14 protein-coding genes are annotated in these 14,141 nt (G+C 67.7%); 6 read left to right on the plus strand and 8 right to left on the minus strand.

Going from position 1 to position 14,141, the window contains the following annotated elements:
- Window positions 1-47 precede the first annotated feature (47 nt).
- Window positions 48-632, minus strand: a complete 585-nt coding sequence (locus AAAZ40_RS04730) for a CNP1-like family protein (RefSeq protein WP_476661414.1) — start codon at window positions 630-632, stop codon at window positions 48-50.
- Window positions 629-1,339, minus strand: coding sequence for an RNA pyrophosphohydrolase (locus AAAZ40_RS04735; RefSeq protein WP_476661415.1), 711 nt, complete (start codon window positions 1,337-1,339; stop codon window positions 629-631). Before AAAZ40_RS04735 ends, AAAZ40_RS04730 begins: the two co-directional genes overlap by 4 nt.
- 156 nt (window positions 1,340-1,495) lie before the next feature.
- Between AAAZ40_RS04735 and AAAZ40_RS04740 the strand changes: the two genes are divergently transcribed.
- A complete protein-coding gene (locus AAAZ40_RS04740) occupies window positions 1,496-3,241 on the plus strand; it encodes a proline--tRNA ligase (protein WP_476661416.1) in 1,746 nt (581 codons plus the stop codon).
- A gap of 7 nt (window positions 3,242-3,248) precedes the next feature.
- Window positions 3,249-3,893, plus strand: a complete 645-nt coding sequence (locus AAAZ40_RS04745) for a lytic transglycosylase domain-containing protein (protein ID WP_476661417.1) — start codon at window positions 3,249-3,251, stop codon at window positions 3,891-3,893.
- A gap of 57 nt (window positions 3,894-3,950) precedes the next feature.
- On the opposite strand, the gene grxD is transcribed toward AAAZ40_RS04745, so the two are convergent.
- The 4 genes from grxD to AAAZ40_RS04765 all read right to left on the minus strand — a co-directional run bounded on the left by grxD (window position 3,951) and on the right by AAAZ40_RS04765 (window position 7,828).
- A complete protein-coding gene (gene grxD, locus AAAZ40_RS04750) occupies window positions 3,951-4,286 on the minus strand; it encodes a Grx4 family monothiol glutaredoxin (RefSeq protein ID WP_476661418.1) in 336 nt (111 codons plus the stop codon).
- An 82-nt stretch (window positions 4,287-4,368) separates the two neighbouring features.
- On the minus strand, window positions 4,369-5,607 hold the full coding sequence (locus AAAZ40_RS04755; protein WP_476661419.1) for a BaiN/RdsA family NAD(P)/FAD-dependent oxidoreductase: 1,239 nt from the start codon (window positions 5,605-5,607) through the stop codon (window positions 4,369-4,371).
- Window positions 5,608-5,641: 34 nt separating this feature from the next.
- The gene (argF, locus tag AAAZ40_RS04760; RefSeq protein WP_476661420.1) at window positions 5,642-6,598 is read right to left on the minus strand and encodes an ornithine carbamoyltransferase; all 957 of its coding nucleotides are present in this window, start codon (window positions 6,596-6,598) and stop codon (window positions 5,642-5,644) included.
- A gap of 24 nt (window positions 6,599-6,622) precedes the next feature.
- A complete protein-coding gene (locus AAAZ40_RS04765; protein WP_476661421.1) occupies window positions 6,623-7,828 on the minus strand; it encodes an acetylornithine/succinylornithine family transaminase in 1,206 nt (401 codons plus the stop codon).
- A 256-nt stretch (window positions 7,829-8,084) separates the two neighbouring features.
- On the opposite strand from AAAZ40_RS04765, the gene AAAZ40_RS04770 reads away from it, so the two are divergent.
- Window positions 8,085-8,429, plus strand: a complete 345-nt coding sequence (locus tag AAAZ40_RS04770) for a DUF3579 domain-containing protein (protein WP_476661422.1) — start codon at window positions 8,085-8,087, stop codon at window positions 8,427-8,429.
- 181 nt (window positions 8,430-8,610) lie between these two features.
- On the opposite strand, the gene rpsT is transcribed toward AAAZ40_RS04770, so the two are convergent.
- Window positions 8,611-8,916 (minus strand): 30S ribosomal protein S20, encoded by a 306-nt coding sequence (gene rpsT, locus AAAZ40_RS04775; protein WP_476661423.1) that lies wholly within the window; start codon window positions 8,914-8,916, stop codon window positions 8,611-8,613.
- Between the two features lie 223 nt (window positions 8,917-9,139).
- Between rpsT and AAAZ40_RS04780 the strand changes: the two genes are divergently transcribed.
- Complete coding sequence (locus AAAZ40_RS04780; RefSeq protein WP_476661424.1) at window positions 9,140-10,282, plus strand: fatty acid desaturase; 1,143 nt, start codon at window positions 9,140-9,142, stop codon at window positions 10,280-10,282.
- A 148-nt stretch (window positions 10,283-10,430) separates the two neighbouring features.
- Window positions 10,431-11,909 carry a DEAD/DEAH box helicase gene (locus AAAZ40_RS04785; protein WP_476661425.1) on the plus strand — a complete coding sequence of 493 codons (1,479 nt, stop codon included), beginning with the start codon at window positions 10,431-10,433 and terminating at the stop codon, window positions 11,907-11,909.
- Between the two features lie 12 nt (window positions 11,910-11,921).
- Here AAAZ40_RS04785 and AAAZ40_RS04790 read toward each other — a convergent pair whose 3' ends face one another.
- Window positions 11,922-12,761, minus strand: coding sequence for a symmetrical bis(5'-nucleosyl)-tetraphosphatase (locus AAAZ40_RS04790; protein ID WP_476661426.1), 840 nt, complete (start codon window positions 12,759-12,761; stop codon window positions 11,922-11,924).
- An 11-nt stretch (window positions 12,762-12,772) separates the two neighbouring features.
- On the opposite strand from AAAZ40_RS04790, the gene AAAZ40_RS04795 reads away from it, so the two are divergent.
- Window positions 12,773-14,140, plus strand: coding sequence for a hemolysin family protein (locus tag AAAZ40_RS04795; protein WP_476661427.1), 1,368 nt, complete (start codon window positions 12,773-12,775; stop codon window positions 14,138-14,140).
- Window position 14,141 lies beyond the last annotated feature (1 nt).

Below are 14,141 nucleotides of genomic sequence, written 5' to 3' on the forward strand. Positions count from 1 at the left end.
CCGCCTCGTTCAGGCGGCCAGGCGCGTTGCCTTTGAGGTGCAGCGCTCTAGCGCAGGTTGGCTGCTTGCGCGCTGGCGCGCAGCGCCCGCAGCATCTGCGCCGGGTTGCCGTTGGGGGCGGCGCCGTCGCACAGGCCGGCGCGCGCCAGTGCCCAGGCCGGGCGGGCGGCGGCGTGGTCGCGCCAGTTGACCCAGCGCGTTTGCCCGGCGCTGCGCCAGTGGCCCGCGCTCGAGTCAAAGTTGGCCGGCAGCGGCAGTTGCTGTGGCGACCAGCGCGCGTAGGTGCGCATCTCTTGCGTGCGGCAGCGCAGGCCCTCGTGCATCACATTCACCGCTCCAGAGCGGCTTTGCGCGACCACGACGTAGCGCACCACGCCGTCGGCGCCGATCTGCAGCGACTCGGGCACGAGGCCAAAGCGCAGCTCGGGCGCGGCTTGGCCGAGGTCCAGCGGCACCAGGGCGGCGCTGCTGAAGGCGGGCGGGGGCGGCACTTCGCCTTCCTGCCACTGTTCGCCATCGGTCAGGAACAGCGACTGCCCGGCGGCGGGTGCCACGGCAGCCAACAAGGCCGCTGCCAGCGCCAAGGCGCCGAGTTGGCGTGCAACAGGGGTTGAGGGGTGCAGTTCGATCATGGGGGGGTGGGGCGAGCGGGCATGGCAGGCGTTTGCACCGTGGTGTCAAACTGGGGGTTGGGCTCGAAGGTGGCGCCCGGGGGCAGTTCCATGTGCATGGGCATGTGCACGGGCATGGGGTGCGAGGCCACGCCGCTGCCGCTGGCCGTGCCCGATGGGGGGGCGCCAGGCCGGCCTGCGCCGGCCAAGCTGGGGCGCGGGCGCAGCAAACCCCGCCCGCTGCGGTGGCGGGCGTCGGCGGGGAGGTGGCGCGCCAGTTCGGTCAGCGCCATTTCATAGACGCCGCGCTTGAACTCGACCACCACGTCCAGCGGCACCCAGTAGTCGTGCCAGCGCCAGGCGTCGAACTCGGGGTGGGCGGTGGCGCGCAGGTTGAGCAGCCAGTCGCCGCCGAGCAGGCGCAGCAGGTACCAGATCTGTTTCTGGCCCTTGTAGTGGCCGCGTGCATCGCGGCGGATGTAGCGGTCCGGCACTTCGTAGCGCAACCAGTCTCGCGTGCGGGCCACGACGCTCACGTGCTCGGGCTTGAGCCCGACTTCTTCGTGCAGTTCGCGGTACATGGCTTGCTCGGGGGATTCGCCCCGGTCGATGCCGCCTTGCGGAAACTGCCACGAATGCGTGCGGATGCGCTTGCCCCAGAACACCTGGTTCTTCTGGTTGAGCAGAATGATGCCGACATTGGGCCTGAAGCCGTCTCTGTCAAGCATAATCAACCCCAATTTTTAAACTGTCCCGATTATGCACGGTCTGCGCCCTTTTGTGGGCCTCGTGTGGGGTCTCTGCGGCCCTGGGCGCAAGCGTCAGCAGCGCCCAGGGTGGCCCCAGTGGGCTTGCGGGTGCCAGTCGGGAACGCACGCACGCCCATGAAAGCCTCTCAGTTCTTCATCTCCACCCTCAAGGAAGCCCCCACCGACGCCGAAGTGGTGAGCCACCAGCTCATGCTGCGCGCCGGCCTGATCAAGAAACTCGGGGCCGGCATCTACACCTACCTGCCCATGGGTCTGCGCGTGATCCGCAAGGTCGAGCGCATCGTGCGCGAGGAGATGGATGCCGCCGGCGCGATCGAGCTCACCATGCCGGTGGTGCAGCCGGCCGAGCTGTGGCAGGAAACCGGGCGCTTCGAGAAGATGGGGCCCGAGCTGCTGCGCATCCAGGACCGGCACGAGCGCGACTTTGTGGTGCAACCCACCAGCGAAGAGGTGGTGACCGATCTCGCGCGCCAAGAGCTGCGCAGCTACAGGCAGCTGCCCAAAAACTTTTATCAGATTCAGACCAAGTTTCGCGACGAGCGCCGGCCGCGCTTTGGCCTGATGCGCGGGCGCGAGTTCACCATGAAAGACGCCTACAGCTTCGACCGCGACCGCGACGCGGCCCAAGCCAGCTACCAGGCCATGGCGGCGGCCTATAGGCGCATCTTCGAGCGCTTCGGGCTGCGCTACCGCGCCGTGGCCGCCGACAGCGGCGCCATCGGCGGCGACCTGAGCGAGGAGTTTCAGGTGATCGCCGCCACCGGCGAAGACGCGATCGTCTATTGCCCGCAGAGCGACTACGCCGCCAACCTCGAAAAAGCCGAGGCGCTGGCCCCGGCCGGCCCGCGCCCGGCCCCGAGCCAGCCGCTGACGCTCACGCCCACGCCGGGCCGCAGCACCTGCCCCGAGGTGGCCGAGCTGCTCGGGTTGCCGCTGGCGCGCACCGTCAAGTCGCTGGTGCTGGCCACCGACGAGATCAACGAACGCGACGAAATCGTGGGCAGCCGCATCTGGCTGCTGCTGCTGCGCGGCGACCACGATATGAACGAGGTCAAGGTGGGCAAGCTGCCGGGGCTCAACCTGGGCTACCGCTTTGCCACCGAGGCCGAAATCATCGCCCACTTTGGCACCCGCCCGGGCTACCTGGGGCCGATCGGGCTCAAGCAGCCGGTGCGGGTGGTGGCCGACCGCGAAGTGGCGCTCATGGCCGACTGGGTCTGCGGTGCCAACCTAGCCAACCACCACCTCACTGGCGTCAACTGGGGCCGCGATTTGCCCGAGCCCGACCTGGTGGCCGACGTCCGCAACGTGCTGCCCGGCGACCCTTCGCCCGACGGCGCCGGGGAACTGCTGATCGAGCGCGGGATCGAAGTCGGGCATGTGTTCTACCTGGGCACCAAGTACAGCCGCGCCATGAACGCCACCTTTCTGGACGAAGACGGCAAACCCAAACCGTTCGAGATGGGCTGCTACGGCATCGGCATCACGCGCCTGCCGGCGGCGGCGATCGAGCAAAACCACGACGAGCGCGGCATCATCTGGCCCGACGCCATCGCGCCGTTCACGGCGGTGATCTGCCCCATCGGCATGGAGCGCAGCCCAGCGGTGCGCGCGGCGGCCGAGCGGCTCTACGCCGAGCTCAAGGCGCTGGGGGTCGATGTGCTGCTCGACGACCGCGGCGAGCGCCCGGGGGCGATGTTTGCCGACTGGGAGCTGATCGGGGTGCCGCACCGCATCACGGTGGGCGACAAGGGCCTCAAGGACGGCCAGATCGAATACCAGCACCGGCGCGAGGCGCAAGCGAGCAAGCTCGAGCTGGCTCAGGCATTGCCATGGTTGCGCGAGCGGCTGGGGGTGTGAGCGGGTGATGGCAGCGTGCGAAGCCAAGGGCAGCTGGAGCCGGCGCCGCTGGACTGCGGCCATGGCTTGCACGGCAGCAGCCACAGCCGCTGCGTGGCCGCTGCGCCCGGCGGCTGCCAGCCAGCTCGAGGAGCCGCTGGCCGATTCGGTGCGCCACGCCTTGCGCGCTGCGGTCGAGTTCGCCGACCCGCTCGAGCCCGAGTTTGCCAGCACCGAGGCGCGCATGGCCTACCTGCGCTGGCTCAAGGCCATCAGCCCGCGGCTGGCGCGGCACAAGCCCGACTTCAACCAACGCCTGGAGTTTTTGCAAACCCTGTGGTACGAGAGCCGCCGCGCTGGCCTCGATGAGTCGCTGGTGCTGGGCCTGATCCAGGTCGAGAGCGGCTTCAGGCAGTTTGCGATCTCGGTCGTGGGGGCGCGCGGTTATATGCAGATCATGCCGTTTTGGGCGCGTTTGATCGGCGATGGCGACGTGGGCGGCTTGTTTCACCTCAAAACCAACTTGCGCTTCGGCTGCGTGATCTTGCGCCACTACCTGGACCGCGAACGCGGCGACCTGTTCATGGCGCTGGGGCGCTACAACGGCAGCCGCGGCCGCAGCGCCTACCCAAACGCCGTGTTTGCGGCGCAGCGGCGCTGGCAGATCGGCTGAGGGGGCTCGGCCCAAGGTGGCCAGCCCAAGGCGCCTGCCAGCTCGAGAGGTCGGGTTTCAGGCCTTGGAGGCGCTCGAGGCGGCCAGCACCTGCTGCAGCTCGCCCGATTCGTACATCTCCATCATGATGTCGGAGCCACCGATGAATTCGCCGCGCACGAACAGCTGCGGAATCGTGGGCCAGTTGCTGTAGTCCTTGATGCCTTGGCGAATTTCGGGGTCTTCGAGCACGTTCACGGCCTTGACGGCGCTGGCCTCGACGCCGCAGGCCTTGAGGATTTGCAGCGCACGGCCCGAAAAGCCGCACATGGGGAAGGTGGCAGTGCCTTTCATGAACAGCACGACGTCGTGCGTTTTGACCAGGCTGTCGATGCGTTGTTGGGTGTCAGTCATGGGGGTGGGTGGTTGGCAAGAGGAAGGCTGGCAAGGTGGCGGATTATCCCTCAGCCCCTGTTTTTCTGCAGCGCCTAAAACCCTACGGGCTGCAGTGGCTGGCTTTGGCCAGCGCCAGTGCGCAGGCGTGGGCGCTGGCCCAGGCCCACTGGAAGTTGTAGCCGCCCAGCCAGCCGGTCACATCCACCACTTCGCCGATGAAGTACAGCCCCGGCTGCGTGGATTCCATGCTTTGCGAGCACAACTGGCGCGTGTCCACGCCGCCGCGCATGACTTCGGCCTTGGCCCAGCCCTCGTCGCCGTGGGGCGTGGGTGCCCAATGGTGCAGGCTGGCCGCCAGCTGCGCCAGCGCCTTGTCGCTGCAATCGCTCACGGGGCGCTGCCAGTCGGGGCGGTGTTGGGTCCAGAGCTCGCACAGGCGCTGTGGCAGCTGCTGGGCCAGCAGGTTGGGCAGCCGTTTGCGCACCCCCGCTGCCTTGGCCGCCAGCAGCGTGGCTTCGAGCGCGGCTTGGGGATGCAGGTCGATGCGCAAGGGCTGGCCGGGGTTCCAGTAGCTCGAGATTTGCAGCCCCGCCGGGCCGCTCAGGCCGCGGTGGGTAAAGAGCAGGTCTTCGTCGAAAGCCATGCTTTTGTTGCCGGTTGCGATCTGCACAGGCAGCGCCAGGCCAGCCAGGTGCGCGAAGGGGGCCCAGCCAGAGGGCTCGAAGGTGAGCGGCACCAGCGCCGGCCGGGGCGCGACGATGGGCAGCCCAAACTGCTGCGCCAGCCGCAAGCCCCAGTCGCTGGCGCCGATCTTGGGCACCGGCAGGCCGCCCGTGGCCACCACCAAGGCGTGCGCCGCCACCGTTGCGCGCTCGGTTTCGAGCCGGTAGCGTGGACTGCCTGGCGCGCCGTCGTGCCAGTGCACGGCGCGCACGCCGCAGGGTTGCCAGTGCGTCACGCCGCCGGCGCCGCATTCGCGCAGCAGCAGGTCGATCAGATCTTGCGCCGAGCGGCTGCAAAACAGCTGGCCCTTGTGCTTTTCCTGCCACGCCACACCGTGGCGCTGCAGCAGGGCGATGAAGTCGGCCGGGGTGTAGCGCGCCAGCGCCGAGCGGCAAAAGGCCGGGTTCTGGCTCAGGAAGTGGCGCTGCGGCTGGCGCGGGTCGAGCTCGCGGTTGGTGAAGTTGCAGCGTCCGCCGCCCGAGATGCGGATCTTTTCGGCCACCTTGGGCGCGTGATCGAGCAGCAGCACGCGCAAACCGCGCTGGCCGGCGATGCCGGCGCAAAACAGCCCCGCCGCGCCCGCGCCGACGATGGCGACGTCAAACACCGGGGTCATGCAAGCAGAGTCGTGGGGTGCGCGGGCTTCGGGCTCACTGCCGGCCCAGCAGCAGGTATTCCATCAGGGCCTTTTGCACGTGCATGCGGTTTTCGGCCTCGTCCCAGACCACGCTCTGCGGGCCGTCGATCACTTCGGCCGCCACTTCCTCGCCGCGGTGCGCGGGCAGGCAGTGCATGAACAGCGCCTCGGGGTGCGCTTGCGCCATCAGCCGTGGCGTCACGCACCAGGCGCCGAAGGCGTGCTGGCGGGCGGCGTTTTCGGCCTCGAAGCCCATGCTGGTCCAGACGTCGGTGGTCACCAGATCGGCCCCGGCGCAGGCATGCAGCGGGTCGTCAAACACCTGCCAGCAGTTGCCCGCAGCGGCCACGCCCGCGATGTCGGGCTTGACCTCGTAGCCGCTGGGGGTGCTCACGCGCACGCCAAAGCCCAAGATCTGCGCCGCCTGCAGCCAGGTGTTGGCCATGTTGTTGCCGTCGCCCACCCAGGCCACCGTCATGCCGCGCAGCGCCCCCACATCGAGCGTGCCGTCGGCGCGGCGGCCGCGGTGCTCGAGCCAGGTAAACAGATCGGCCAGAATCTGGCACGGGTGGAATTCGTTCGTCAGGCCGTTGATCACCGGCACGCGCGAGTGCGCGGCAAAGCGCTCGATCTTGCTCTGTTCGTAGGTGCGGATCATGACCAGGTCGGTCATGCGGCTGATGACGCGCGCGCTGTCTTCGATCGGCTCGGCGCGCCCGAGCTGGCTGTCGCCGGTGGTCAGGTGCACCACGCTGCCGCCCATCTGGTACATACCGGCCTCGAAGCTGACGCGGGTGCGCGTGCTGGCCTTCTCGAAGATCATGGCCAGGGTGCGGTCGCACAGCGTGTGGTGCTTTTGGTAGGTCTTGAACTTGTGCTTGATGAGCCAGGCGCGCTCGAACAGGTAGGCGTACTCGGCGGCGGTGAAATCCTTGAACTGCAGGTAGTGCTTGAGGGCGGTGGCTGACATGGAGGGCGCTCTGCAAAGAGGGGGTTAGGCGGCCAAGGGTTCGGTCAGCAACTGCTTGATCTGGGGCACCAGCAGGGCCACGATCTCGTCGGCCTCGCCGCCGCTGAGGATGAGCGGCGGCACCAGGCGCACCACGCGCTCGGCGGTGACGCTGATCAGCAGCCCCGCCTCGGCGCAGCGCTCGACCAGCACGGCGCAGGGGCGGTCGAGCTCGATGCCGATCATCAGCCCCTTGCCGCGCACCGCACGCACGCCAGGCTCGTGCATGAGCTGGGTCGTGAGCAGGGTCTGCAGCTGAAAACCGACCTTGGCCGCGTGCGCGAGCAGGCCGTCTTCTTCCATGATGCGGATGGTTTCGATGCCGGCGCGCAGCGCCAGCGGGTTGCCACCAAAGGTGCTGCCGTGGTTGCCGGGCTGGAACAGCTGCGCCGCTTTGGGGCCCGCCACCACGGCGCCGATCGGCACCCCCGAGCCCAGCCCCTTGGCCAGCGGCATGACGTCGGGCACGATGCCGGCCCACTGGTGCGCGAACCACTTGCCGGTGCGGCCCATGCCGCATTGCACCTCGTCGATCATCAGCAGCCAGTCGTTGGCGTCGCACAGGGCGCGCACCTGCTGCAGGTAGTCGGCGCTGGCCGGGTGTACGCCCCCTTCGCCCTGAATGGCCTCGAGGAACACCGCCACCACATTGGGGTTGCCGTCTGTGGCGCGGCGGATGGCTTCGGCGTCGTTGAGCGGCACGCGGATGAAGCCCTCGACCAGCGGCCCAAAGCCGGCTTGCACCTTGGGGTTGCCGGTGGCGCTCAGGGTGGCGATGGAGCGGCCATGAAAGGCTTTCTCGTAGACCACGACCTCGGGCCGCTCGATGCCCTTGTCGTGGCCAAACTTGCGCGCCAGCTTGAGCGCGGCCTCGTTGGCCTCGAGCCCGCTGGAGCAGAAAAACACATTGCTCAGGCCCGAGCGCTCGACCAGCAGCCGCGCCAGTTGCTCGGTGTAGCGGTGGTGGTAGTAGTTGCTGATGTGCATCAGGGTACCGATCTGCTCCTGCAGCGCCGGCACCAGCTTGGGGTGCGCGTGCCCAAGCGTATTGACGGCGATGCCGCCCAGCGCATCGAGGTAGGCCTTGCCGTGCACATCCCAGACGCGGCAACCCTTGCCGTGCGCGAGCTCGATCGGCACGCGGCCATAGGTGTTCATGACGTGCGGTTGCACCGGGGCGGCTGGCAGCATGGATCGAGTCCTGATCGAAAAGTGAGTGAGAGGAAGGGGGAAGGGCGATGCCCGACCCTCGGCACCGCCAAGGGTAGAAGCGAACATTGTAGGCGCAGCTCGAGGCGCAAAGGCGGGCGCAGAAGCGGGGAATTCGAGCGCAAGTCTTATATAAGATAGAATACTGCCATCCACCCATCGGTCTCTACCGGTTCAGCACGTGCAGCGAGCGATCCTCGGCGGCGGCTGGCGGACTCCCTTTAAGGCCTGAACCCCCATGGTCTCCCCGAGCGCCAATGAAGTCTTCATTCAGGGCCGCACCCGCAGCGGCAAACCCTTTCGCCCCAGCGACTGGGCCGAGCGCCTGTCCGGGGTGATGAGCCCTTTTCACCCGGCAGGGCGGATGCCGGGCGCGCACCTGGGCTACTCGCCTTGGTGCATACCCAAGGTGATCAACGGCGTCAAGTGCGTGGTGCTCAACACCGCCTTGCGCGACTACGACCCCATGGCTTGGGACTTCGTGATCGGCTTTGCGCGCGACAACGAGCTGGAGGTGGTGGAGGCGTGTCTGCTGCCCGATCGGGATGCCATCAGCCCAGCGCCTGGCGATTCGACCCCGTGAGCCAGACTTCGGGCACTGCAGCGCCGCCAGGCGGACAGGCCTGTGGTCAGACAAAAAAACCGCCCCGAGAGGCGGTTTTTGCAGGGTGAGCGGGGTTTGCTGGCAGCGCACCCGGTTCAAACGGCAGGCGGTGTGGGGGCTGAACAGCCCCCCGGGCCTGGGCGGTCGGTCTGGCTGGTGGTCAGGCCGCTGCGGTGGGGGTGGCCAGGGCCTTGACTTTGGCCGACAGGCGGCTCTTGTCGCGGGCGGCCTTGTTCTTGTGGAAAATGCCTTTGTCGGCCACAGTGTCGACCACGCTCTGCATCTGGGCAAAGAGCGCGCTGGCTTGGCTCTTGTCGCCGGCCAGCACGGCCTTTTCGACCTTCTTGACGGCGGTGCGGTACTTCGAGCGCAGCGAGGTGTTGGCGGCGTTGAGCTTGACGTCCTGGCGCGCGCGTTTGCGGCCTGAGGCCAGGCGGGGGTTCTTTTTCTTCGGCTTGGTGGCCATGTGTGGGTTCCTTGAGTGGTTTGTGGATGTTGCCAGCAAAACCCTGCATTATAGACGCAAGCCGCTGCTCTGGGCTAGAATAGACTGTTGTTTCTTGCAGTCTTTGATCGCGGTCAAGCTGGTGTAAGGGCGGGCAGGATAGAATGTTCGGATGCAGTTTTGGGCTGCCCGCAATGTGTCCGGCACGGCCTGCGCGCTGGCATTTTATCCCTTGCTTTTCTCGATGCACACGACACCAGACCCCCTAAGCGGCGTGCAGCCGCCCCCAGCCGCAGCCTCTGCTGCCTCTGAGCGCCCGGTTCCTGCCGGGGCCCCGCTGCCGCACCGCAAGGTCATCCGCGGCTGGATCACGCCGTTGGCCGAGCGCCGCACCGCCATCGCGGTGGCGCTGCTGGTGCTCGACTGGGCCATTTTTGCCGCCCTGATCGCCGGCACCATCGTGCTGCAAGCCTGGTGGGCCAAGCTGCTGTGTGCGCTGGCGGCGGGTTTCGTGATCGGGCGCTTGTTCATCATCGGGCACGACGCCTGTCACCAGAGCTACACCCCGCACCGCGGCCTGAACCGGGTGCTGGGGCGCATCGCCATGATCCCCTCGCTCACCCCCTACAGCCTGTGGGAGGTGGGTCACAACGTGGTGCATCACGGCTACACCAACCTCAAGGGCGTGGATTTCGTCTGGGCGCCGCTGACCAAGGCCGAGTTCGAAGCGCTCTCGCCCGGCCGCCGCGCCCTCGAGCGCATCTACCGCAGCGGTTGGGGCCCGGCGCTGTACTACCTGATCGAGATGTGGTGGCTGCGCATGTTTTTTCCGCGCAAGACCTACATGGGTACGCAGCGCAGCGAGTTCATTTGGGACGGGGTCTTCGTCGCGGCGGTGGCGCTGCTGTGGATCGCCGGCCTCGTGTGGGCGGCGCTGGCCACCGGGCAGCCGGTGTGGCTGCTGATCGTCATGGGTTTCGTGGTGCCGTTCCTGTTCTGGAACGCCATGATCGGCTTCGTGGTCTATGTGCACCACACCCACACCAGCGTGCAGTGGCACGACGACAAACACCTCTGGGCCAAGGCGGCGCCCTTCGTTTCGACCACCGTGCACCTCAAGTTCCCCTACCGCATCGGCGCGCTGGTGCACCACATCATGGAGCACACCGCGCACCACGTGGACATGAGCGTGCCGCTGTACAAGCTCAAAGAGGCGCAGCAAAAGCTCGAAGACATGCTGCCCGGACGCATCATCGTGCAGCAGTTCAGCTGGCGCTGGTACTTCGAGACCGCACGCAAGTGCAAGCTCTACGACTTCACCCAGCGCTGCTGGACCGACTTCCAGGGCCGCCCGACCAGCGGGCAGGCGCCGTCTTACGCCGTTTGAGCCGCGCCGCCGTCTTCTTGCGTCTTTGCTGCACCGGCGCCGTGCCGGTTGACGGGAGGGTGTGCGGCCGCTGGCGTTGCGGGCGCACCACAGCCCACCCGTTTCGGTTTTTTGCTTTGTCACGTTGTGGTGCGACAATCCGCCTTAGATGAATCCTGCTTTTTCTGAACTCTCGCTGGCCGAGCCGCTGGCCCGTGCCGTGGCCGAACTCGGCTTCACATCCATGACGCCGATCCAGGCGCAGGCGATTCCGGTGGTGCTGCAAGGCCGCGACGTGATGGGCGCGGCCCAGACCGGCACCGGCAAAACCGCCGCCTTTTCCTTGCCGCTGCTGCAGCGCCTGCTCAGGCATGCCAGCGCCTCCACCTCGCCGGCGCGGCACCCGGTGCGCGCACTGGTGCTGCTGCCCACGCGCGAGCTGGCGGTGCAGGTGGCGCAGCAAATCGAGCTCTACGCCAAATACACCGAGCTGCGCAGCACGGTGGTGTTTGGCGGCATGGACATGAAGCCGCAAACCGCCGAACTCAAGCGCGGGGTCGAGGTGCTGGTGGCCACCCCGGGGCGGCTGCTGGACCACATCGAAGCCAAGAACTGCGTGCTCAACCAGGTCGAATACGTGGTGCTCGACGAAGCCGACCGCATGCTCGACATCGGTTTCCTGCCCGACCTGCAGCGCATTCTTTCGTATTTGCCCAAGCAGCGCACGACCTTGCTGTTCTCGGCCACGTTCTCGTCCGAAATCAAGCGCTTGGCCTCGAGCTACCTACAAGACCCGGTGACCATCGAGGTCGCGCGCTCCAACGCCACCGCCGCCACCATCGAGCAGCGCTTTTACCGCGTCGAAGAAAACGACAAGCTCCAGGCGCTCAAACAGGTGCTGCGCGAGCGCGAGATCGGCCAGTCGTTTGTGTTCGTCAACAGCAAGCTGGGCTGTGCGCGGCTGGCGCGCACGCTGGAGCGCGACGGCTTCGTCACCACGGCGCTGCACGGCGACAAGAGCCAGGACGAGCGCCTCAAGGCGCTCGAAGCCTTCAAGAGCGGCGCGGTGCAGCTGCTGGTGTGCACCGACGTGGCGGCGCGCGGGCTCGACATCAAAGACGTGCCGGCGGTGTTCAACTTCGACATCCCGTTCAACGCCGAAGACTACGTGCACCGCATCGGCCGCACCGGGCGCGCCGGGTCTTCCGGGCAGTCTTTTTCCTTTGTCAGCGGGCGCGACGCCAAGTCGCTGGCCGACATTGAAAAACTGCTCGGCAAAAAGCTCGAGGTGGAGCCGCTGGAGATCGAATCGGATCGGCGCCGTTTCGGCGGCGAGCCGGGCCGCATCAACGACGGCCAGCGCCTTTGGCACGACCCGCGCGGCAGCAGCGATCTGCGCGCCCTGCGTCCGCAACGGCCAGCGCGCCCGGCTGCCGACCCGTTCTTTGAACAGCCCTACCAGCCCAAGTTGGCACCCGAGGTCAAGCCCGAGTGGGAGCTGCAGTCTGCCAAGGCCGGCACGGGGGCGCGCACCGGGTCGCCATTCATCCGCTCCAAACGCAAGGTGGCGGCCTTGTTCAAGGCTGCAGTCGTGGTCGAGTCTGGCGCCGCATGCGAGCCACTGCCCCGCCCCGAGCCGGTGTCCTGAGGCGAGGGGTTTTCAGCGCCCCGGCTTCAGTTCCTGTGGGCACTGCACCTTGATGATGAGCGGCGCATGCGTCGATGCGGCTGCGGGCAGCTGGGCTGCGCTCAGGCAGCCACCCCAGACGCAGCCGGTGTCCAGCGCCAGCAAATCGGGCTGCTTCAGCGGCCCCAGCGTGGACCAATGACCAAAAGCGATCGGGTTGCCTGCCGTCAGGCGGCCTGGCACCTCGAACCACGGCAGGTAGCCGGCTGGCGCGGCGGCAGAGCCGTCTTTGCTGGTGAACTCCATGCTGCCGTCGGCGCGGCAAAAGCGCAGCCGCGTCAGCGCGTTCACCACCACGCGCCAGCGCTCGGCCCCTTGCAGATCGTCGCTCCAGCGTTCCGGCTGGTCGCCGTACATGTGCTGCAAAAAATCCCCAACTTCGGGCCCGGCCAGTTGCTGCGCCACTTCGCTGGCCAGCGCCAGCGTCTGCGCCGTCGTCCACTGCGGCAGCACGCCAGCGTGCACCAGCAGCCAGCCCTGCACCTGCAGGGCCAGCGGGCGCTGGCGCAGCCAGTGCAGCAGGGCGGCGGCGTCGCTGGCTTGCAGCACGTCGCCAAAGCTGTCGTGGCGGCTGGCGCGCCGCACCCCGTGCGCCACCGCCAGCAGGTGCAGGTCGTGGTTGCCCAGCAGGCAATGCGCGGCGCCTTCGAGGGCGCGCAGGCGCCGCAGCACCGCCAGCGAGGCCGGACCGCGGTTGACCAGATCGCCCAGCAGGTAGAGCGTGTCGCGGCTGGGCGAAAAATCGATTTTGTGCAGCAAGCGCTGCAAGGCGGCGTCGCAGCCCTGTACGTCGCCGATCAAGTAATTAGGCATAAACCGCGATTATGGACGCCCTGCTGATCCTGTTCCTGATTCTGCTCAATGGCGCCTTTGCCATGTCCGAGCTGGCACTGGCCTCGAGCCGCAAGGCGCGCCTGCTGGCGCTGGCCGAAAGCGGCGACCGCGGCGCCCAGACCGCGCTCGAGCTGATGGACAACCCGACCCAGTTCCTGTCCTCGGTGCAGGTGGGCATCACCTCGATCGGCATGCTCAACGGCATCGTGGGCGAGGCCGCGTTCAGCGACGACTTTGCCGCCTTCATGATCGGCTGGGGCGTGTCCGAGGGCTCGGCCAGCATCGCCGCCACCGCCATCGTGGTGTTGGTCATCACCTTCATCACCATCGTCTTTGGCGAACTGGTGCCCAAGCGCATCGGCCAGATCTACCCCGAAACCGTGTCGCGCTGGATCGCGCGCCCGATGACGCTGGTGGCCCAGGCGACCAAGCCTTTCGTCTGGTTGCTCACCCACACCACCCAGGCCACGCTCAAGCTGCTGCGCATCGACAACGCGGCGGTGCAGCAAGTCACCGAGGCCGAGATCGACGCCAGCCTGCAAGAGGGCGTGGGCGCGGGCATCATCGAGGCCAACGAGCACCAGATGGTGCGCAACGTCTTTTTGCTCGACGACCGGCCGCTGACCTCGATCATGGTGCCGCGCCCAGACGTGCTCTGGCTCGACGCCGCCTGGCCGCTGGCGCAGGCGCTGGATGCGGCGCAACGCGGCGGCCATTCGTGGTACCCGGTCTGCCGCGGCGGCCTGCACGAGGTGCTGGGCGTGATCCACCTGCCGCAGCTGGTGGCGCTGGCCTTGGCCGAGCCGGCCGTGGGCGCTGGAGGGGGGGGCGATGAGGCCGCTGCGGTGGGGGCGGCGGGTGCGGTGGTTTGCGCGCCACACTGGGCCAGCCAGGCGCGCGCGCCGGTGTTCGTGCCCGAAACCCTGAGCGGCATGGAAATGCTCGAGCAGTTCCGTGCGCGCGCCACACGCATGGCCTTTGTGGTCGATGAGTATGGCGAGGTGCAGGGCGTGCTCACGCCGCTGGATCTGCTCGAGGCCATCACCGGCGAGCTCTCGCCCGAGACGCCGCTCAAGGCCTGGGCGACGCCGCAGCCGGACGGCTCGTGGCTGGTCGATGGCGCCATGCCGGCGCACGAGCTCAAGGTGCGCCTGGACATCGACGCGCTGCCCGACGAGGACAAGGAGCGCTACAACACCGTCGGCGGCCTGATGCAGACCGTGGCCGGCGAGCTGCTCAACGAGGGCGAAGCGGTGCAGGTGGCAGGCTGGCAATTCACCGTGCAGCGGCTCGATGGGCGCCGCATCGACGAGGTGCGGGTGCACCGTGTCGTGCAGGCGTCAGCTTCCGACGCCTGAT

This window comes from Serpentinimonas sp. SMBJO2, assembly GCF_056341105.1.